Origin of the sequence: Streptomyces sp. NPDC005799 (assembly GCF_040630525.1) — a bacterium.
In the GTDB taxonomy this organism is placed as follows: Bacteria; Actinomycetota; Actinomycetes; order Streptomycetales; family Streptomycetaceae; genus Streptomyces; species Streptomyces griseorubiginosus_B.
This window is the reverse complement of the sequence record NZ_JBEXXQ010000009.1, coordinates 132,785-153,389: the sequence shown is the minus strand read 5'-3', so window position 1 is coordinate 153,389 and position 20,605 is coordinate 132,785. Positions and strand designations below refer to the sequence as shown.

Sequence of the window (20,605 nt, the reverse complement as noted above, 5' to 3'; positions counted from 1 at the left end):
TGTATGAACAGACTATGCCGATTCCGCCGAACCGTACGATCCGGTTTCAGCCCCTGAGGTCCACCAGCAGCGGCGGCGCGTGCTCCCCCTTCACGTTCGTCAGGGACAGCACCGCGTGGCCCGGCGGCACCCCGTGCGCCAGCTCCGACGCCGACCAGCGCTCCCGCTCCACCTGACGCACGGTCACCGCGCGCTGCGTGGGCGCCTTTCCGGTGATCACCCGGCGCAGTATGTGCAGGGCCTTGCCGGCCGGGGTCTCGGCGATGATCTGCCGGTCGGTGACGTCCCGCGCCTCGATCCACTCCTTGCCCCACACCTCGGCGAAGTCCTGCCCGTCCCACGGGGTGAGCCCGGACAGCGCCATCCGGCAGCCGACGGCACCCAGCAGCGGACCACGCAGGGGCCTGGCCACGTCGTCGAGGGTGCGCAGAGTCAGCACGACGCCGGCGTTCCCCGACCGCAGCCGCTGGATGCCGCGCACCGCCTCCGGGGTGACGACGCCCGTCGCGTCGTCCAGCACCAGACAGGCGAACAGCGACCGGTCCTCCCGTACCGCCACGCTGGCCGTGAACTGCGCGAGCACCAGCCGCGCCAGCATCCGCGAGGCGTCCGCGTGTCCGCGCTCGGGCAGGTCGATCCGCACCCGGACCGGGTGGTCGAGGGCCTTGAGGGAGAACGGCTTGGACTGACCGGAGGTGTCGAAGAAGCCGGCGAAGGCGGGCCGGTCCAGCAGCGCCACCCGGTCCGCGAGCACCGCCGCCACATCGCCCGGATGCCCCGACTGCCGCTCCCGCGCGTCGAGTTCACGGATCAGCGACTCCTGCCCGGAGCCCTCCAACGCGCTGCGCAGCTCCCGCAGCGGCTCGGGCGCGCCGTCGAGCAGCCGGCGCAGCTCGGGTACGGAGGGGAAGCGGCCGTGGACCGCCCGGAACGGTCCGAGCAGCTGGGCGAGCACGGTCGTGGAGCGCCGGCTGTCGCTGCCCGGGTGCGGATCGGCGAGGTCCCCGACCAGCGCCTCGGCGAGCACGGCCGCCGCCTCGTCGGGATCGGCGCTCCCGCCGTACAGGTCCAGGTCGTACTCCGACTCCGGGTTCCCGATCCGTACGACTACGTCGAAGGCGTCGGCCGGTCCGAGCCCCGCGCCCGCCGCGCCGACCACGACGACCGCGGCCCGTCCGGCCAGCGCGTGCAGGCACAGCGACTCGGCGAGCGGGCGCACCACGGTACCGGTCTTGCCGGAGCCGGCCGGGCCCACGGCGAGCAGGGAGGTGCCGAGCAGTTCGGTGCCGAGGCCGAGCCCGGCGCCGCGGTAGGCGTAGGGGTTGCGGGGGTCGTCGGCGGTGGTGCCCAGCCGTACCTGGCCGGTGAGCAGGTCGTGGCGGGCGATCCGGGTGGACAGGTCGCGCTCGCCGGAGGGGTGCAGACAGGCGGCGGCGCCGTCCTTGAGCACGGCACCGGTGAACGTGGCGAGGTTGAACCGGCCGCTGCGCACGCCCTGCCAGGCCCGGACGATCCGTGCGTGATCGACGTCCCGCATCCTCCCGGCACGCGCCTCGGCGGCGAGCCGCTCGGCGGCGTCGACGGCTCCGGCGGCACGCAGTTGCGGCCACTCGGCGGGGTCGTGGTCGGGGGCGGGCGGACGCTCGGTACGGGGTGCGGTCTTGCCGCGCCAGGCGGGCGGGCCGTAGCGGCGCCAGATCTCGCTCCAGCGGCCGAGCCTGCCGACGGCCAGCATGATGATCAGGGCGATCAGCACGTAATAGGCGTAGACGACCACCACCGAGGCGAAGCTGTGCGGTTCGGCCCACGAGTCCGGGATCATCGCGTAGAGCGGCAGCAGCCACCAGCCGCCGAGGTAGCCGTTCCACAGCAGCGACCAGACGAGCCAGCCGACGAGGAAGGCGATCAGCGCACCGCTGATCAGCTGGCGGGCGGGGATGAGCTCCGGTTCCTCCTGCGCGCGGGGCTTGTGCCCCAGCCGCCACACCCCGGGCAGCGCCTCCGGGCGCGGCGCCCTGAGCCATGCCAGGAACCCCGAGCTGTCAGGTTGCGGCGGAACCGGCGGCGCCGTGGGCATCGGCGGCACCGCGGAGCGTGCCCGCGGCACAGGATTCGCATGCGTCTCCCGCGCGTCCCGCGTCCCGTCGCTGTCCATCGCCCTCGCTCCCTGACCAGCCGCTTCCATCCACCTTCAGCGGTCAATCTAACGCCCTCACCAAGGGAGTTCACCGATTGCGCGGCCGAGCGGGCCCGGGTGCTCCCGGATGCGCCATGTCCACCGCGGACAACCCGATCCGCCGACAACGCCCACATGGAGCATGCCCACCCCCCGCTCCCCGTCCTAGCCTGCGAGAAAAGAAGGCAAGAAACCGCAATTCCCCCCAGGAGCCCCTCATGAGCGACCTTCCGCAGGAGCGCCGCGTCGTCACCGCCATCCCCGGCCCGAAGTCGCAGGAGCTGCAGGCCCGCCGTACCGCCGCGGTCGCGCAGGGCGTGGGCTCCGTGCTGCCCGTGTTCACCGCGCGCGCGGGCGGCGGGATCATCGAGGACGTCGACGGCAACCGGCTGATCGACTTCGGTTCCGGCATCGCCGTGACGTCCGTCGGCGCGTCCGCCGAGGCCGTCGTACGCCGGGCCTCCGCCCAGCTCGCCGACTTCACCCACACCTGTTTCATGGTCACCCCGTACGAGGGCTACGTGGAGGTCGCCGAGGCCCTCGCCGAACTCACCCCGGGTGACCACGCGAAGAAGTCGGCGCTGTTCAACTCCGGCGCCGAGGCCGTCGAGAACGCCGTGAAGATCGCGCGGGCCTACACCAAGCGGCAGGCCGTGGTGGTCTTCGACCACGGGTACCACGGGCGGACCAACCTGACGATGGCGCTCACCGCCAAGAACATGCCGTACAAGCACGGCTTCGGGCCGTTCGCGCCCGAGGTCTACCGGGTGCCCGTGGCCTACGGCTACCGCTGGCCGACCGGTCCGGAGAACGCGGGTCCGGAGGCCGCCGCGCAGGCCATCGACCAGATCAGCAAGCAGGTCGGCCCGGACAACGTGGCCGCGATCATCATCGAGCCGGTGCTCGGCGAGGGCGGCTTCATCGAGCCGGCGAAGGGCTTCCTGCCGGCGATCCGCAAGTTCGCCTCGGACAACGGCATCGTCTTCGTCGCCGACGAGATCCAGTCCGGCTTCTGCCGCACCGGCCAGTGGTTCGCGTGCGAGGACGAGGGGATCGTCCCGGACCTGATCACCACCGCCAAGGGCATCGCGGGCGGGCTCCCGCTCGCCGCCGTCACCGGTCGTGCCGAGATCATGGACGCCGCGCACGCGGGCGGGCTGGGCGGTACGTACGGCGGCAACCCCGTCGCCTGCGCCGGTGCGCTGGGCGCCATCGAGACCATGAAGGAGCTCGACCTCAACGCCCGGGCGAAGACCATCGAGTCGATCATGAAGCCCCGGCTGACCGCCATGGCCGACAAGTTCGACGTGATCGGCGACGTCCGCGGCCGCGGCGCCATGATCGCCGTCGAGCTGGTCAAGGACCGTACGACCAAGGAGCCGAACCCGGAGGCGACCGCCGCGCTGGCCAAGGCCTGCCACCAGGAGGGCCTGCTGGTCCTGACCTGTGGCACCTACGGAAACGTCCTCCGCTTCCTGCCCCCGCTGGTCATCGGCGAGGACCTGCTCGGCGAGGGTCTCGACATCATCGAGCAGGCCCTCGCACGGATCTGAGACACAGGGAATCCGCAGCTCACGCACAGGAAACCGGTCTCTCGCGCCCCAGCAGTCCCAGCCCTTTCGAGCGCCGGGACTGCGTGGCTGGGGCGGCGAGCGGCAGGCCGTGTGAAGAACGTGTGCGAGGTGTCTGTCGGGACTCGATTCCGCCTGTCTTCGGCCACCGGACTGCCGTAGGTTCTACCCAGATGAGAGATACACCCCGCCCACAGGGGACTGTGGGCGATTTCAGGCCGTGGCCTCCCCAGCTACGACCTGGTCGTGCCCTCGCGCACACACCCGGAGCCTCCGGTTCCGGATCTCCTCACCGATCGGACAGTCGCCCGCCCCAAACCCCCCGGGGTGGGCGTCCATCCGGTCAGATCGGCCGCCTCGGAACGACCCCCCCTGTTCCGGGGCGGCCGGCCTCCTTCTTCCTCCTTTTCCTCGGGCTTCCCGCCCTGCTCTTCACGCTGATCACCTGGCAGGTCGCGGCCGGCGGCCTGCTGGTGCGCGTGGACAAGCGGCTCAGCCACGCGCTCGTGGACCCGCGGCGCTTCTACGAGGTCCTCGCCGACCTGGGCAACATCGGTGTCGCCGTCCCCGTGCTCGCCGTCGCCATCGGGTACGTCGCCTGGCGCGGGCGCGCCACCGGTACAGACCGCTGGTGGCTGCCGCCCCTCGCCGCGGCCGTCCTGATGGCACTGGTCCCGGCCCTGGTCGTCTCGCTGAAGGTGCTGATCGACCGTCCGGGCCCGCCGGTCACGGGCCCGGGCACCGGCTACTACCCGTCCGGCCACACCGCCACCGCCTCCGTCGCGTACGGCGCGGCGGTCCTGCTCCTCCTCCCCGGGCTCCGTGCGATGTACGCCCGGCGGGGACTGGTCGTCGCCTGCGCGGTGGTGAATCTCGCCGTCGGCTACGGCCTCGTGCGGCGCGGCTACCACTGGCCACTGGACGTCGTGGCCAGCTGGTGCCTGTGCGCGCCGCTGCTGACGGGCTTCTGGATGCTCGTCAGCCGAAATAGCCGTCGAACGTCTTCTGGAACTCCCCGTTCGAGTAGCGGTCCCAGTTGATCGACCAGGTCATCAGGCCGCGCAGCGCGGGCCAGGTGCCATGGGTGGGGTACGAGCCGCAGTTCGCCTTCCTGGTCAGGCAGTCGAGGGTCTTCACGACCTCGGCGGGGGCCACGTAACCGTTGCCCGCGTTCGTCGAGGCGGGCATGCCGATGGCCACCTGGTCGGGGCGCAGCGGCGGGAAGACGTTGGCCGGGTCGCCCGCGACCGGGAAGCCGGTGAGCAGCATGTCGGTCATGGCGATGTGGAAGTCGGCGCCGCCCATCGAGTGGTACTGGTTGTCCAGCCCCATGATCGGGCCCGAGTTGTAGTCCTGGACGTGCAGCAGGGTCAGGTCGTCGCGCAGGGCGTGGATGACCGGGAGGTAGGCGCCGCACCGGGGGTCCTGGCCGCCCCACTTGCCGGTGCCGTAGTACTGGTAGCCCAGCTGCACGAAGAAGGTCTCCGGGGCCATGGTGAGCACGAACCTGCTGCCGTACTTCGCCTTCAGGGTCTTCAGCGCCGAGATCAGGTTGACGATCACCGGGGTGGTCGGGTGCTTGAAGTCCGTGTCGTCGGCGTTGAGCGAGAGGGAGTGGCCCTCGAAGTCGATGTCCAGACCGTCGAGTCCGTAGGTGTCGATGATGTTCGAGACCGAGGAGACGAAGGCGTCACGGGCCGCGGTGGTGGTCAGCTGGACCTGGCCGTTCTGGCCGCCGACCGAGATCAGCACCTTCTTGCCGGCCGCCTGCTTGGCCTTGATCGCCGCCTTGAACTCGGCGTCGGACTCGACGTTCGGGCACTCGGCGACCGGGCAGCGGGTGAAGCGGATGTCGCCGGAGGTGGCGGAGGTCGGCTCGCCGAAGGCCAGGTCGATGACGTCCCAGCTCGCCGGGACGTCGGCCAGACGGGTGTAGCCGGAGCCGTTGGCGAAGCTCGCGTGGAGGTAGCCCACCAGGGCGTGGGCGGGCAGGTCCGGCGTGCCGCCGGTTGAGCCGGTCGTGGTCGTGGCCGTAACGGCGGCCGACTTCGCGGACTCGCCGGCGTCGTTCACGGCGGTGACCTGGAAGCTGTAGGCGGTGGACGGGGACAGACCGGAGACGGTGGCCGAAGTGCCGCTCGCTGTCTGGACCTTGGCGCCGTCGCGGTAGACGGCGTAGCTCGTCGCGCCGGTGACGGCGGACCAGGACAGGGCGACCGACGAAGACGTGACGGCGCCGGCCGTGAGGCCGGTGGGGGCGGCCGGGGGCTGTCCGGTGGAGGCGCCGCCCGGGCCGACGAGCGAGATGTCGTCGGCGTAGTAGGCGCCGGTGCCGTACCAGCCGTGGGTGTAGATCGTGACCTTGGTGGTGGCCGCGCTGGTGGTGAGGGTGGTGGTCAGCTTCTGCCAGTCGGCGGCAGTCGGCGTCCAGGTGGAGACGTCGGTGGTGCCGGTGCCGGACGCGCCGAGGTAGACGTAGGAACCGCGGACGTAACCGCTCAGTGTGTAGGTGGAGTTGGGCTGGACGCTCACCGTCTGCGCGCACTGGGCGTTGTCGCTGCCGGCCGGGGTCGCCCGCAGTGCCGCGTTTCCGCTGTGCACGGGTGTGCCGACCGTCGTGCCCGCGCTGCAACTCCAGTTGTCGAGGCCGGACTCGAAGCCGCCGTTCCGCGCCAGGTCCGCGTCGGCCGCACGGGCGGCCGACGAGAGCGCGGTGAGGCCCCTACGACGCCGCAGACGACCAACAACCTCGGGCCCCACGGCGCTCAGTCGTCCTCGGCCAGGCCCGCGGCAGCTTCGTGCATCGCCAGTTCCAGCAGCGCCGGGTCCGTGAGGGTGCCCGAGCCGTCCGGCGGCACCAGCCAGCGGACGCCGCCGGTGGAGCGGCCCGGGTACGGCACCACGATCCAGGTGCCGGCGCCCACCGTACGGATGCCGGTGCCCAGCCAGCGGGCGGCGGTTCCGGGCGGCACGAAGAAGCCCATGCGCGCGTCCCCGAAGTCGACCAGCACCGGGCCGAGCTGGTCGAGGATGCGGGTGAGGACGTCGAGCGTGGGATAGCCGAGCTCGCCCGGCAGGATCAGCACGTCCCAGGCCTTGCCGGCGGGCAGCAGCGCGACCCCGAGGGGGTTGCGCTCCCACTCCCAACGGCAGGCCTCGGGATCCGGAGCAACGGATGCCAGCCACTCGACCGCCGTCTTCGCCCCAGTCATGAGAAGACCTCCCTCTCTCCTGGACGCTGGTCGCGTCACGGGAGAGAGGGAGGTCTCCTGGTCTGCATTACGCGGGTTTCGTTCACTCTTCGGAGTGAACCGGGTCACATGTGAACGGCTAGCTGTCGAAACCGAGTCCGAGTCTGTCCATCGTGCGCAGCCACAGGTTGCGGTGGCCGGCGTGGGAGTCGGCCCGGGCGAGGGACCACTTGGTGAGGGCGATGCCGGTCCAGGCGAAGGGCTCGGGCGGGAAGGGGAGCGGCTTCTTGCGGACCATCTCCAGCGAGGTGCGCTCCGTGGCCTCCCCCGCCAGCAGGTCGAGCATGACCTCGGCGCCGAAGCGGGTGGCGCCGACGCCCAGGCCCGTGTAGCCGGCCGCGTACGACACCCGGCCCTGGTGCGCGGTGCCGAAGAACGCGGAGAAGCGGGAGCAGGTGTCGATCGCGCCGCCCCACGCGTGCGTGAAGCGGACGCCCTCCAGCTGCGGGAAGCAGGTGAAGAAGTGCCCGGCGAGCTTGGCGTAGGTCTCCGGACGGTCGTCGTACTCGGCGCGCACCCGGCCGCCGTAGTGGTGGACCGCGTCGTAACCGCCCCACAGGATGCGGTTGTCGGCGGAGAGACGGAAGTAGTGGAACTGGTTCGCCGAGTCGCCGAGACCCTGGCGGTTCTTCCAGCCGACGGAGGCCAGCTGGTCGGCGGTCAGCGGCTCGGTCATCAGGGCGTAGTCGTAGACCGGGACGGTGTACGCCCGCACCCGCCTGAGCAGGTTGGGGAAGATATTGGTGCCGAGCGCGACCTTGCGGGCGTGCACCGAGCCGTACGGCGTGCGTACGGACATCCCCGCGCCGTACGGCTTCAGGGTGAGGGCCGGGGTGTGCTCGTGGATACGGACGCCGAGGCGGAGGCAGGCACGCTTGAGGCCCCAGGCCAGCTTGGCGGGGTGCAGCATGGCGACACCCCTGCGGTCCCACAGGCCCGCCTGGAAGGTCGGTGAGTCGACCTGTTCCCGGACCGCGTCGGCGTCCAGGAACTCGACGCCCTCGGCGAGCCCCTGGCGCTCCATCTCCTCGTACCAGTCCCGCAGTTCCCAGGCCTGGTAGGTCTCGGTGGCCACGTCGATCTCACCGGTGCGCTCGAAGTCGCAGTCCAGACCGTGGCGGGCGACCGCCTTCTCGATCTCGTCGAGGTTGCGGGCGCCGAGTTCCTGGAGCTTGTGGATCTCGTCCGGCCAGCGGGTCAGGCCGTTGGGCAGGCCGTGGGTGAGAGAGGCGGCGCAGAAGCCGCCGTTGCGCCCGGAGGCGGCCCAGCCCGCCTCCCGGCCTTCCAGCAGGACGACATCCCGTGCGGGGTCGCGCTCCTTGGCGATCAGCGCGGTCCACAGTCCGCTGTAGCCACCACCGACGACCAGCAGATCGCAGGTCTCGGTGCCGGTGAGCGCGGGCTCGGGGTGGGGCTTGCCGGGGTCTTCCAGCCAGTACGGGACCGGCTGCGCGTCGGAAAGAGATGTCGTCCAGCGGTTCATGGCGCCTGGGGCCATGATGTCAACTCCCTACAGGGCTTATGCCTTTTGCTTGTTCCTACGATTACCGATCACCATGGACGTCAGGACCAGCAGTACGGCGACCAGGAACATGGTCGTGCCGATGACGTTGATCTGAACGGGCGTTCCGCGCTGTGCCGAACCCCAGACGAACATGGGGAAGGTGACGGTCGAGCCCGCGTTGAAGTTGGTGATGATGAAATCGTCGAAGGAGAGCGCGAAGGACAGCAGCGCGCCCGCGGCGATTCCCGGTGCCGCGATCGGCAGGGTGACCCTCAGGAAGGTCTGCGCCGGGCTGGCGTACAGGTCCCGCGCGGCCTCCTCGAGGCGCGGGTCCATCGACATCACGCGCGCCTTGACGGCGACGACGACGAAGCTGAGGCAGAACATGATGTGGGCGATCAGGATCGTCCAGAAGCCCAGCTGGGCACCCAGGTTGAGGAACAGGGTGAGCAGCGAGGCCGCCATGACGACTTCGGGCATCGCCATCGGCAGGAAGATCAGCGAGTTCACGGCGCCCCGCGCGCGGAAGCGGTAGCGGACCAGCGCGAAGGCGATCATCGTGCCGAGGATCGTCGCGCCGATGGTCGCGAGCGTGGCGATCTGCAGGCTGATGGAGAGCGAGCCGCACATGTCGGCGACTCCGCAGGGCTGTTTCCAGGCGTCCAGGGAGAACTGCTGCCACTCGTAGTTGAAGCGCCCCTTCGGTTTGTTGAAGGAGAACACCGTCACGATGACGTTGGGGAGCAGGAGATATCCGAGGGTGATCAGCCCCGCGATGACGACGAGATGGCGCTTGAGCCAGTTGACGAAGGCCATTTAAACCAGATCCTCCGTCCCGGACCTGCGGATGTAGAAGGTGACCATGATGAGGATCGCGGCCATGAGGATGAAGGAAAGGGCGGCGGCCGTCGGATAGTCGAGAATTCTCAGGAACTGCGTCTGGATGACGTTTCCGACCATCCGGGTGTCCGTCGAACCGAGCAGGTCCGCGTTGACGTAGTCGCCGGCCGCCGGGATGAAGGTCAGCAGCGTGCCGGAGACCACGCCCGGCATCGACAGCGGGAAGGTCACCTTGCGGAAGGTGGTGAACGGCTTCGCGTACAGGTCGCCCGCCGCCTCGTGCAGCCGCCCGTCGATGCGCTCCAGCGAGGTGTACAGCGGCAGGATCATGAACGGCAGGAAGTTGTAGGTCAGTCCGCACACGACCGCGAGCGGTGTGGCCAGCACCCGGTCACCGGCCGTCCAGCCCAGCCAGTCGGTCAGGCTCAGGATGTGCAGCGAGTTGAGGGTGTGCACGACCGGGCCGTTGTCGGCGAGGATCGTCTTCCAGGCCAGGGTGCGGATCAGGAAGCTGGTGAAGAACGGTGCGATCACCAGGATCATGATCAGGTTCCGCCAGCGTCCCGCCCGGAACGCGATCAGGTAGGCCAGCGGATACCCGAGCAGCAGACACAGCACGGTCGCCGCGGTGGCGTAGAGGACCGAGCGCAGGAACTGCGGCCAGTACTCGGACAGGGCGTCCCAGTAGGTGGCGAAGTGCCAGGTGACCTTGTAGCCCTCCTCCAGGGAGCCCGTCTGCACGGACGTGGAGGCCTGGTAGATCATCGGCAGCGCGAAGAAGATGATCAGCCAGAGGATGCCGGGCAGCAGCAGCCAGTACGGCACCAGGCGGCCCCGCTTGCGCGGGGGCTTCTTCTCGGGGGCCGGCGGCAGGGGCGGCGCCTCGGTGACGGCGGCCATCAGGCAGCCTCCTCCTCGACCTCGGCGACACCCGCGTCGATGTCCTGGGCCGCGTCGAGGCCGAAGGTGTGGGCCGGGTTCCAGTGCAGGACGACCTCGGCGCCGGGCACCAGCCGGGCGTCGCGGTCGATGTTCTGCGCGTAGACCTCGAACTCGGGGCAGACGGGGCTGTCGATGACGTACTGGGTGGAGACGCCGATGAAGGAGGAGTCGGCGATCCTTCCGGTGATGCGGTTGCGGCCCTCGGCGATCTCGCCCGCGTCGTCGGCGTGGGTGAGGGAGATCTTCTCGGGGCGCACACCGACCAGGACCTTGCCGCCGGTCGTGGTGGGCGCCGAACAACGCGCCTCGGGCAGCACGAGCTTGCCGCCGCCCGCCCTGAGCACGATGTCGTCGCCGCTCTTGGTGTCGACCTCGGCCTCGATGAGGTTCGAGGTACCGAGGAAGTTGGCGACGAACGTGGTCTGCGGGTTCTCGTACAGGTCGGTCGGGGAGCCGAGCTGCTCCACACGGCCCGCGTTCATCACGGCGACCGTGTCGGCCATGGTCATGGCCTCCTCCTGGTCGTGCGTGACATGGATGAAGGTGATGCCGACCTCGGTCTGGATGCGCTTGAGCTCCAGCTGCATCTGGCGGCGCAGCTTGAGGTCGAGGGCGCCGAGGGGCTCGTCGAGCAGGAGCACCTTGGGGTGGTTGATCAGGGCGCGGGCGACGGCGACGCGCTGCTGCTGGCCGCCGGAGAGCTGGTGCGGTTTCTTGCGGGCCTGCTCGCCGAGCTGGACCAGCTCCAGCATGTCCTCGACCTGCTTCTTCACGCTCTTGATGCCGCGCCGGCGCAGACCGAAGGCGACGTTCTCGAAGATGTCGAGGTGCGGGAAGAGGGCGTACGACTGGAAGACGGTGTTCACCGGCCGCTTGTAGGGCGGGAGCTGGGTGACCTCCTGCTCGCCGAGGTGGACGGTGCCGCTGGTGGGGTCCTCCAGGCCGGCGATCATGCGCAGGGTGGTGGTCTTGCCGCAGCCGGAGGCGCCGAGCAGGGCGAAGAAGGAGCCCTGCGGCACGGTCAGTTCGAGCGGGTGCACCGCGGTGAAACCGTTGTCGTACGTCTTGCTGATACCGGAGAGGCGGACATCGCCGCTGGTGTCCTTGGTCATCTTCGTCACGCCCCTGTGAGCTTCGCGAACTTCTGCTGGTAGGCCGTCTCTTCCTTCGAGCTCAGGGCACGGAAGGCGTGGGACTTGGCCTGCATGGCCCGGTCGGGGACGATCAACGGGTTGCTCGCCGCCGACTTGTCGATCTTGGCAAGGTAGGGCACCACTCCCGCGACGGGGCTGACGTAGTTGACGTAGGCGGCGAGCTCGGCGGCCGGTTCGGGCTCGTAGTAGTAGTCGATGAGCCGCTCGGCGTTCGTCTTGTGACGGGCCTTGTTGGGGATCATCATGTTGTCCGTCGAGGTCATGTAACCGCTGTCGGGGATGACGTACCCGACGTGCGGGTTGTCCGCCTGCAGCTGGACGATGTCGCCGCCCCAGGCCACGCACGCGGCGAAGTCGCCCTTGGTGAGGTCGGACGTGTAGTCGTTGCCGGTGAAGCGGCGGATCTGGCCCTTGTCGACGGCCTTCTGGAGGCGGGCGATGACGGCGTCGTAGTCGTCGTCGGTGAACTTCGCCGGGTCCTTGCCCATGTCCAGCATGGTCATGCCGACGGTGTCACGCATCTCGGTCAGGAGACCGACCCGGCCCTTGAGCTTGGGGTTGTCGAGCAGGTCGGAGACCGACTTCACCTCGACACCGTCGAGCGCCTTCTTGTTGTACGCGATGACGGTCGAGATGCCCTGCCACACGTACGAGTAGGCGCGGCCCGGGTCCCAGTCGGGGCTGCGGAACTGGTCCGAGAGGTTGGCGAAGGCGTGCGGCAGGTTCGACGCGTCCAGTTTCTGCACGTAGCCGAGCCGGATCATGCGGGCCGCCAGCCAGTCGGTGAGGACGATCAGGTCACGGCCGGTGTCCTGCCCGGCGGCGAGCTGCGGCTGGATCTTGCCGAAGAACTCGTCGTTGTCGTTGATGTCCTCGGTGTACTTGACCGTGATGCCGGTCCGCCTGCGGAACGCGTCCAGCGTCGGATGGTGCTTCCCGCTGTCGTCGACGTCGATGTACTCGGGCCAGTTGGAGAAGTTGACCTCCTTCTCCTTGGCCGAGTGGTCGTCCGCGGAGACACCGCCGCTCGTCTTGCCGGCCGCGGGGATGCCGCAGGCGCTCAGCGCGCCGAGGCCGCCGACGGTGAGCGCGCCGCCCGCGGAGGCGCGCAACAGGGACCGGCGGGTCATCGCCGCCCGGCCGTTGCGAAGGCTGCGCCGCATCGCGGCCGCCACGGCCGGTGACAGGCGGTCGGGCTCGTACTGCTCCATGCGCTGCTGCCCTTTCGGGAGTCGCGGCCGCGGGTCGGGCGGCCTGCTCTACTGCTGTCGGTCCCCGAAGATCGTGCGGTGCCAGTCCTTGCGGGCCACCGCCGTGTTGTCGAACATGACGTGTTTGATCTGGGTGTACTCCTCGAACGAGTACGCGGACATGTCCTTGCCGAAGCCGGACGCCTTGTACCCGCCGTGCGGCATCTCGCTGATGATCGGAATGTGGTCGTTGACCCACACACAGCCCGCCTTGATCTCGCGGGTCGCGCGGTTCGCCCGGTAGACGTCCCGGCTCCAGGCCGAGGCGGCGAGACCGTACGGCGTGTCGTTGGCGAGTCCGATGCCTTCATCGTCGCTGTCGAACGGCAGGACCACCAACACCGGGCCGAAGATCTCGGACTGGACGATCTCGCTGTCCTGGGCGGCGTCGGCGACCAGGGTCGGGCGGTAGTAGGCGCCGTTCTTCAGCTCCCCCTGCGGAGCCTCGCCGCCGGTGACCACGCGCGCGTAGGAGCGCGCCCGATCGACGAAACCGGCGACGCGGTCGCGCTGGACGTGCGAGATCAGCGGCCCGAGGTCGGTGCCCGGTGCGAACGGGTCGCCGAGACGGACGGTCTCCATGAGGGCGGCCGTCCGTTCCACGAACGCCTCGTAGAGGGGCCGCTGCACGTACGCGCGCGTGGCGGCCGTGCAGTCCTGCCCGGTGTTGATGAGCGCACCCGCGACCGCCCCGTTGACGGCCGCCTCCAGGTCGGCATCGTCGAAGACGACGAAGGGGGCCTTGCCGCCGAGCTCCAGGTGCAGGCGCTTGACGGTCGCGGTGGCGATCTCGGCGACGCGCTTGCCGACGGCGGTGGAGCCGGTGAAGGAGGTCATCGCCACGTCGGGGTGACCGACCAGGCGTTCGCCGGCCTCCTTGCCGGTCCCGGTGACAATGTTGACGACACCGTCCGGGATGCCGGCGTCGGTGGCGGCCTGGGCGAACAGCAGCGAGGTGAGCGGGGTCAGCTCGGCGGGCTTCAGCACGATGGTGTTGCCCGCGGCGATCGCCGGGAGGATCTTCCAGGCGGCCATCTGGAGGGGGTAGTTCCAGGGCGCGATGGAGCCGACGACGCCGATCGGTTCGCGGCGGACGTACGAGGTGTGGTCGCCGGAGTACTCGCCGGCCGACTGTCCCTGCAGATGCCGGGCGGCGCCCGCGAAGAAGGCGGTGTTGTCGATGGTGCCCGGCACGTCGAACTCGCGGGTCAGCTTCAGCGGCTTGCCGCACTGCAGTGCCTCGGCGCGCGCGAACTCCTCGGCACGGTCGGCGATCACGGCGGCGAAACGGTGCAGGGCGTCCGAGCGCTCGCCCGGGGTGGCACCCGCCCAGCCCGGGAAGGCCTCGCGGGCGGCGGCGACGGCCGCGTCCACGTCGTCCGGGCCGGCCAGCTCGTACGTGTAGACCTCCTCGCCGGTCGCCGGGTCGACGACGGCGTGCGTACGGCCGGACGTGCCCTTGGTCAGGCGTCCCGCGATGTACTGCGCGCCGTCCGCGAGGCGGTCCTGCGCGGGGAATCGTTCCGGGGTGGCGGTGCCCGGGTTCTGCATGTCGCTCTCCTCCGCCGTCGCCCCACGGGGAAAGGGGGCGGGTGGCGTAGCTCCAGCTCGATTTGAGTGCCGATCCTGACAGAGGGAATGGCCGTCGACAAGTGATTCCGTTGTTGCCTTTCGGTTACGCGACGGAATCTGTCGACCAGGTGTCGAGTGAGGGTGGAAAAGGGGGGACGGAGTGTCAGTGGTGGCTGCGAGACTCGAATGCATGGAGAGGATCACGGGGAGGATCGACTCGCGGGAGGCCCTGGTCAGGGAGGTCCGCGCGGGGGCGAAGATCAAGTACTTGCACTTCTGGGGGCATCGGCCGCGGGCGGACGGACAAGTCGGGGCGAGCTGTCTGAGCCAGTGGTGGCCGTCGCCGTTCACGGTGGACGGGGTCATCTACGCGACCGCCGAGCACTGGATGATGGCGCGCAAGGCGCGGCTGTTCGGGGACGCGGAGGCGGAGCGGCATGCCCTGGAGGCCGGGCATCCCTCGCAGGCCAAGAAGGCGGGGCGGCTGGTGCGGGGCTTCGACGAGGCGGTCTGGGAGCGCGAGCGCTTCGGGATCGTCGTCGAGGGCAGCGTCCACAAGTTCGCCGCGCACGCCGATCTACGCGGCTTTCTGCTGGGCACAGGTGATCGGGTGCTGGTGGAGGCGAGCCCCGTGGACCGCGTATGGGGCATCGGCCTCACGGCGGACGACGAGGCGGCGACGGATCCGGAGCGGTGGAGGGGGCCGAACCTGCTGGGCTTCGCGCTGATGGAGGCGCGGGGGAGGTTGCGGGAGGGGTGAGCCGGGGGCGGGGGAGCTTTCGGGAGGGCTGACCTGCCGCTGATTCGGCTGAGGTCCGGTGGTGGAGGCGCGGGCGGATCCGGGACGGCGAGCCGGGACTGGATCGGCGGTTCCCGTAGTGGAGGCGGGGCGGTTTCGGGAGGGTCGAGCAGGGCGGAACCTGAGGAACCTGCTGGGGCCGCGTTGATGGAGGCACGGAGGACGCCTGCGGGACAGACGGGCGGGGGCTGAGCGTGGCTGAGCGGGGGTTCGCCCGCGCTCAGCCCTGCGCCGTCAGTCGCGCGCCGCCGGTCCTGCGCCGCCGGTCGGGCGCCGTCAGTCCAGCGCCGCCAGACCTGCGCCGCCAGTCGGCCGCCGTCAGCCAGGCGCCGCCAGACCTGCGCCGTAAGCCGGGCGCCATCAGACTTGCGCCGTCAGTCCTGCACGGTCAGTCCTGCGCCGCCGGTCGGGGTCCGCCAGCCAGGCGCCGTCAGACCTGCGCCGTCAGTCGTGCGCCGCCAATCGTGCGCCGCCAGCCAGGCGCCGCCAGACCTGCGCCGTAAGCCGGGCGACTTCAATCCTGTCCCCTCAGCCCTGCACCGCCGGGCGGCCGCCGCCAGTCGAGCGCCGTCAGACCTGCGCCGCCAGACCTGCACGGTCAGTTCTGCGCCGCCAGTCCTGGGCCGTCCGACTGGCGCTGCCAGCTGTCGGACCTGCGCTGTCAGTCCTGGGTGAGGAGGGGTGCGGAGATGCTGGGGGCGGAGTTGTAGGACGGTTCGTCGTCCGTGCGGTTCTTCTCGTCGTTGATGGCGAGGACTATGCCGACGATCAGCAGGGCGATCGTGGCGAGGCCAAGGATGATGCCGATGATGCCGGTGATGAAGCCCGCCTGGGCCTGTCCGCGGTTGGTCGCCTCGCCACGGTCCGCGCGCCGCTTGCCCTTGATGCCGAAGACGACCGCGAGGACGCCGAGGATCAGGCCGACGATGCCGTAGAGGCAGAACAGGCAGCAGGACAGGATGCCCAGCACCATCGCCGCGGTGCCCATGCCGTTCTGCGGGGGCGCCTGCATACCGGGCCAGCCGTAGCCCTGTGGGTAGGCGGGGTAGCCGTACCCACCGCCCCCGGGCCCCTGCGGTCCGGCACCCGCGCCGGGCGCGACCGGCGGAGGCGGCACGGCGGACTCGGCCCAGCCGTTCGGGGCACCGGGGGTGCCGGCCGGGGCGTAGGAGGGGGCGCCGAAGCCGGGGGTACCCTGGGCGGGGGTTCCCTGACCGGAGGCGTCCTGGCCCGGGGCGGCGAAACCGGACCCCGGTGCGGGCTGGACCGGGGCGCCGAAACCGGAGGTGGACTGGCCGGGGGCGCCCTGGGCGGGCGGGCCGAAGCCGTCCGAGGGGAAGGACGTCACCGTGGCCTGATCGTGCACGGACGGCTGCCGGTCCTGCGGGGCGGGCTGCGTGCCGGGGGCTGACGAGGCGCCCTTGTCCAGCGAGGTCTTGCGCTCCGGCGGCGCCCACGGGTCCTGCTCGGCTCCCGCGCCCCCACCCGGCTGTGTCTGATCCGCCACGTCCCCGTCCCCCTCAGTCGATCGTCACGCCATGGTAAATGCTCATCCCACCTGGCTCACGGCCCGGTCACCGACCACCAACTCCCCACCGCGGCACCCCCCGAGCCAATGCCACGCCACCGCCCACGCCACCACCGCAAGCCGTCCCCGAGCCCCACCGGCTCCGCCCCCAGCACCCCCACCCACCCGTCACCCCCGGCCTACGATGATCTCGAGTCATCGATCAGCCGATCACCCGCGTCCCGTGCCGCAACGCCCGGGGCGCCGTTCCGGGGAGGAACCTTGTCCGAGCATCTTGTCGAGCCGGGTGTACCGCGTGATCTGCACGCCTTCATCGCCTCGCTGCCGAAGGCCGAACTGCACGTCCACCACGTCGGCTCCGCCTCCCCCCGGATCGTGTCGGAACTGGCGGCCCGGCACCCCGACTCCCGGGTGCCGAGCGACCCCGAGGCCCTGGCCGACTACTTCACGTTCACGGACTTCGCGCACTTCATCGAGGTGTATCTGTCCGTCGTCGACCTCATCCGCACCCCGGAGGACGTCCGGCTGCTGACGTACGAGGTGGCGCGTGACCTGGCCCGGCAGCGGGTGCGGTACGCCGAGCTGACGATCACGCCGTTCTCCTCGACCCGGCGCGGCATCGACGAGCGTGCCTTCATGGAGGCGATCGAGGACGCCCGCAAGGCCGCGGAGGCCGAGTTCGGGACCGTACTGCGGTGGTGCTTCGACATCCCCGGGGAGGCGGGCCTGGAGGCGGCCGAGGAGACCGCGCGGCTCGCCACCGACGACCGGCTGCGCCCGGAGGGCCTGGTCTCCTTCGGTCTCGGCGGCCCCGAGATCGGCGTACCGCGACCGCAGTTCAAGCCGTACTTCGACCGTGCCATCGCCGCCGGCCTGCACTCCGTGCCGCACGCGGGCGAGACCACCGGCCCGGAGACGGTCTGGGACGCGCTCACCCACCTGCGCGCCGAGCGCATCGGGCACGGCACCAGCTCCGCCCAGGACCAGAAGTTGCTCGCCCATCTCGCCGAGCACCGCATCGCCCTGGAGGTCTGCCCGACCTCCAACATCGCCACGCGCGCCGTCCGTACCCTCGACGAGCACCCGCTGGCGCAGTTCGTGAAGGCCGGCGTCCTGGTCACGATCAACTCCGACGACCCGCCGATGTTCGGCACCGACCTCGACAACGAGTACGCCGTCGCCGCCCGCCTGCTGGACCTCGACGAGCGGGGACTGGCCGACCTCGCCAAGAACGCGGTCGAGGCGTCCTTCCTGGACGAGGCCGGCAAGCGCCGTATCAAGGACGAGATCGACACGTACACGACGGACTGGCTCGCTCCCTGAGTCACCTCGCCTCCCCCGGTCCCGGTACGTCCCGACACAATGGGCGCATGCAGACGCTGACTGCCGTGGCCCATCGCGGCGACCCCTACCGCTTCCGTGAGAACACGATCGACTCGCTGCGTTCCGCGCTCGACCGGGGCGCGGACGCGGTCGAGATCGACGTACGGCTCACGAAGGACGGCGTGCCCGTGCTGCTGCACGACGAGACGCTGAAGCGGCTGTGGGAGCAGGACCGTCCGCTGCTCGCGCTGTCCGCGGCCGAGGTGCGCGGGCTGACGGCGGGAGCGGTGCCGACCCTCGCGGAGGCGCTCGCGGCGACCGGGGGCAGCCGGGTGATGCTGGACCTGCCGGGGACCCGGGAGGTGCGCGCCGCGCGGCGGGTCGTGGACGTCGTACGGGAGGCGGGCGCGGCCGACCGGGTCTACTACTGCGCCGACGCCGCCGCGATGCTCGCCGTGCGCGGCGCCGATCCGGCCGCGGAGATCGCCCTGACCTGCACCAGCCTGGCTCCCCCGCGTCCCGCCCTGCTGGACGCGATCAAGCCGCGCTGGCTCAACTACCGTTTCTCCCTGGTCGACCGCGACCTCGCGGCCCGCGTCCACCACGGCGGCCGTCTGCTGTCCGTGTGGACCCCGGACACCCGCCGTTCCATGCGCCGGCTGATCGATCTGGGCGTCGACTCGATCACCAGCAACCGCATCGACCTGCTGTGCGCGCTGCGGGACTACACGCGGGAGCGCTGAGGCACCGTCGCCGGGTCGGCCAGTCGTCTCGGCGTCGGCGTGCGTCCTCATGCCCGCACCTTCTCAGCCGGGCCCCTGCTGTTGGCGATGTCGCAGATCACGCCCCGGGGACGGTCCGGGCCGGCACCCCACTGTCGGTCCCCGTAGGGGAAGGCCCCGGCAACTCCCTTATCGGCTATGGCATTTGCTCCGGGTTCGGTCAGGGGCGCGGCCCCTCCCCGCCGGCGATCCGCGGGGCCTCGCCCGCGCCCAGGATGATCGACGACACTCACCCCAAGGCCCCCGGAGCAGCCGATGCGCGCCCGCACCCCGATCCTCGCCGCCTGTCTCGTCCTCGCCCTGTCCGCCGGCCCGCTCGCCGCGCCCGCCCTCGCCGTCACCTCGGCGAGCTCGGCGCACGCCGGCTCGGCACCCGACGCCGACGCCCTGCGGGCCGCGATCGCCGGACTCCCTGACACGGACGCGACCGCCGCCCTGGTCAGGGTCGGTGGTCGCGACGGCACCTGGCGCGGCAGCGCGGGCGTGCACGATCTGGCGAGCGGCCGGGCGGCGGACCCGGACGCCCGCTTCCGCGCCGGGTCCACGACGAAGGTCGTGACGGCGGCGGCCGTGCTGAGGCTCGCGGCGCAGGGCAGGGTCGATCTGGACAGGCCGGTCCAGCGGTATCTGCCGGGGCTGCTGACGTCCGCCTTCGAGCCGGTCACCGTACGGCAGTTGCTGAACCACACCAGCGGCATCCAGGCCGGGGACGGCTGGGGCGACTCCTTCGAGGCGCAGTACGCGCACCGCTTCGACACGCTCACAGCGCGGCAGGTGGTGGCGTCGGCGGTGGCGAAGGGACCGGAGTTCCGGCCGGGCACCCGGCAGGAGTACCTGAACGTCAACTACACGATCCTGGGGCTGCTGATCGAGAAGGTGACCGGGCACTCGTACGCCGAGGAGGCCACACGGCTCGTGCTGCGGCCGGCCGGGATGCGGGACACCTACTTCCCGGGCGCCGATCCCCGCATCCGCGGACCGCACAACCATGGCTACCAGGTGGGCCGACGGGCCGACGGCGGCACGGAGTTCGTCGACGTCACCGACTGGAACCAGGCGGACCGGCTGGCGGCCGGGGACATGATCTCGACCACCGCCGACCTGGAGCGGCTGATCACGGCACTGTTCCGGGGCCGGATCGTGCCCGGGCCGCAACTGGAGGAGATGTTCACGGTTCCTGCGGGCATCAAGGGCGCCAGTTACAGCGCGGGGCTCCAGCGGTTCGAGCACCGGGGTCGGGTGTACTGGCTGAAGTCGGGGGCGCGGTACGGCTACAGCGCGGTCGTGGCGGCGACCCGGGACCTGAGCCGTACCCTCGTCTACTCGGTCAACTCGACCGACGCCAAGGGGGAGTCGATGAACCCGGTCGCCGAACGCGTAGTGCTGGCCGCGCTCAGGTAGCGAGCGCGGAGGTGGAGCCGGGGTGCGGGGTGAGCGCTTCGAGGCGCTTGATCTTCCTGCGCAGTATGTACAGCGGGATCACCCCGAACACCCCGAAGGACATGTCGATCACCGACCACCAGAAGGGGATGCCCCGGATCGGCCCGCAGATCAGGGCGAGCGGGATGATGCCGGCGCAGGCGATCATCGCGAACTCGACGACCCAGATGTTGCGTACGGGGTCGCGGTAGGGCCCGTAGAAGGCGACGGCGATGACGAGGTGGGCGAAGGCCAGCCAGTCCGTGCCGTAGAGCAGGAACGGGTAGTCGGTGTCGGCGGTGTCGAGTCCGCGCCGGACGCGGGCGATCCAGTCCATGAGCGGGTCCGGCGTGGGCAGGGACCGCAACACGTCCTCGGTCCAGCGCAGTTCGTGCACCAGGGGGAAGGCCGTGGCGCCGCTGAGCACCAGGCAGACGACGAACAGGACCAGCCAGACGCGGATGCCCTTGAGCAGGGCGGCTCTGTCGCTCATG

At 70.6% G+C, this 20,605-nt stretch carries 17 protein-coding genes; 6 read left to right on the top strand and 11 right to left on the bottom strand.

All coding sequences use genetic code 11. The features are described 5' to 3' along the window. Positions 1 to 46 precede the first annotated feature (46 nt). Entirely contained in the window at positions 47 to 2,155 is a 2,109-nt protein-coding gene (locus ABZ453_RS11645) for an ATP-binding protein (protein ID WP_359013985.1), read from the bottom strand. Positions 2,156 to 2,394: 239 nt separating this feature from the next. On the opposite strand from ABZ453_RS11645, the gene gabT reads away from it, so the two are divergent. Both gabT and ABZ453_RS11635 read left to right on the top strand, forming a co-directional pair. Then, positions 2,395 to 3,729 carry a 4-aminobutyrate--2-oxoglutarate transaminase gene (gene gabT, locus ABZ453_RS11640; RefSeq protein WP_359013983.1) on the top strand — a complete coding sequence of 445 codons (1,335 nt, stop codon included), beginning with the start codon at positions 2,395 to 2,397 and terminating at the stop codon, positions 3,727 to 3,729. Between the two features lie 191 nt (positions 3,730 to 3,920). Beyond that, the gene (locus ABZ453_RS11635) at positions 3,921 to 4,787 is read left to right on the top strand and encodes a phosphatase PAP2 family protein (RefSeq protein WP_359013981.1); all 867 of its coding nucleotides are present in this window, start codon (positions 3,921 to 3,923) and stop codon (positions 4,785 to 4,787) included. Here ABZ453_RS11635 and ABZ453_RS11630 read toward each other — a convergent pair. From ABZ453_RS11630 to ABZ453_RS11595, 8 genes are all read right to left on the bottom strand, one after another. Further along, a complete protein-coding gene (locus ABZ453_RS11630) occupies positions 4,726 to 6,507 on the bottom strand; it encodes a glycoside hydrolase family 18 protein (RefSeq protein WP_359013979.1) in 1,782 nt (593 codons plus the stop codon). The genes ABZ453_RS11635 and ABZ453_RS11630 overlap by 62 nt on opposite strands. 5 nt (positions 6,508 to 6,512) lie before the next feature. Further along, entirely contained in the window at positions 6,513 to 6,959 is a 447-nt protein-coding gene (locus ABZ453_RS11625; RefSeq protein ID WP_359013977.1) for a hypothetical protein, read from the bottom strand. Between the two features lie 118 nt (positions 6,960 to 7,077). Continuing rightward, positions 7,078 to 8,496, bottom strand: coding sequence for an FAD-dependent oxidoreductase (locus tag ABZ453_RS11620; RefSeq protein WP_359013975.1), 1,419 nt, complete (start codon positions 8,494 to 8,496; stop codon positions 7,078 to 7,080). A gap of 21 nt (positions 8,497 to 8,517) precedes the next feature. Continuing rightward, positions 8,518 to 9,318 (bottom strand): ABC transporter permease, encoded by an 801-nt coding sequence (locus tag ABZ453_RS11615; protein WP_359013973.1) that lies wholly within the window; start codon positions 9,316 to 9,318, stop codon positions 8,518 to 8,520. Further along, entirely contained in the window at positions 9,319 to 10,242 is a 924-nt protein-coding gene (locus tag ABZ453_RS11610; protein WP_359013971.1) for an ABC transporter permease, read from the bottom strand. It abuts the gene before it with no gap. Further along, positions 10,242 to 11,396 carry an ABC transporter ATP-binding protein gene (locus tag ABZ453_RS11605; RefSeq protein ID WP_359014076.1) on the bottom strand — a complete coding sequence of 385 codons (1,155 nt, stop codon included), beginning with the start codon at positions 11,394 to 11,396 and terminating at the stop codon, positions 10,242 to 10,244. Before ABZ453_RS11605 ends, ABZ453_RS11610 begins: the two co-directional genes overlap by 1 nt. A gap of 5 nt (positions 11,397 to 11,401) precedes the next feature. After that, positions 11,402 to 12,649 (bottom strand): spermidine/putrescine ABC transporter substrate-binding protein, encoded by a 1,248-nt coding sequence (locus ABZ453_RS11600; protein WP_359013969.1) that lies wholly within the window; start codon positions 12,647 to 12,649, stop codon positions 11,402 to 11,404. 48 nt (positions 12,650 to 12,697) lie between these two features. Next, positions 12,698 to 14,239 (bottom strand): gamma-aminobutyraldehyde dehydrogenase, encoded by a 1,542-nt coding sequence (locus tag ABZ453_RS11595; RefSeq protein ID WP_359013967.1) that lies wholly within the window; start codon positions 14,237 to 14,239, stop codon positions 12,698 to 12,700. A gap of 211 nt (positions 14,240 to 14,450) precedes the next feature. Between ABZ453_RS11595 and ABZ453_RS11590 the strand changes: the two genes are divergently transcribed. After that, positions 14,451 to 15,020, top strand: a complete 570-nt coding sequence (locus ABZ453_RS11590; RefSeq protein ID WP_359013965.1) for an NADAR family protein — start codon at positions 14,451 to 14,453, stop codon at positions 15,018 to 15,020. Positions 15,021 to 15,720: 700 nt separating this feature from the next. Here the strand turns inward: ABZ453_RS11590 and ABZ453_RS11585 are convergent. Then, positions 15,721 to 16,566: a DUF4190 domain-containing protein gene (locus ABZ453_RS11585; protein ID WP_359013963.1), complete on the bottom strand. Its 846-nt coding sequence runs from the start codon at positions 16,564 to 16,566 to the stop codon at positions 15,721 to 15,723. A 282-nt stretch (positions 16,567 to 16,848) separates the two neighbouring features. Here ABZ453_RS11585 and ABZ453_RS11580 point away from each other — a divergent pair, with 282 nt between their 5' ends. From ABZ453_RS11580 to ABZ453_RS11570, 3 genes are all read left to right on the top strand, one after another. Beyond that, positions 16,849 to 17,910, top strand: a complete 1,062-nt coding sequence (locus ABZ453_RS11580) for an adenosine deaminase (protein ID WP_359013961.1) — start codon at positions 16,849 to 16,851, stop codon at positions 17,908 to 17,910. Positions 17,911 to 17,957: 47 nt separating this feature from the next. Then, positions 17,958 to 18,653, top strand: coding sequence for a glycerophosphodiester phosphodiesterase (locus tag ABZ453_RS11575; protein ID WP_359013959.1), 696 nt, complete (start codon positions 17,958 to 17,960; stop codon positions 18,651 to 18,653). Between the two features lie 294 nt (positions 18,654 to 18,947). Next, complete coding sequence (locus ABZ453_RS11570) at positions 18,948 to 20,093, top strand: serine hydrolase domain-containing protein (RefSeq protein ID WP_359013957.1); 1,146 nt, start codon at positions 18,948 to 18,950, stop codon at positions 20,091 to 20,093. Here ABZ453_RS11570 and ABZ453_RS11565 read toward each other — a convergent pair. Further along, positions 20,086 to 20,604, bottom strand: a complete 519-nt coding sequence (locus ABZ453_RS11565) for a hypothetical protein (RefSeq protein ID WP_359013955.1) — start codon at positions 20,602 to 20,604, stop codon at positions 20,086 to 20,088. The two genes, ABZ453_RS11570 and ABZ453_RS11565, sit on opposite strands and share 8 nt — an antisense overlap. Position 20,605 lies beyond the last annotated feature (1 nt).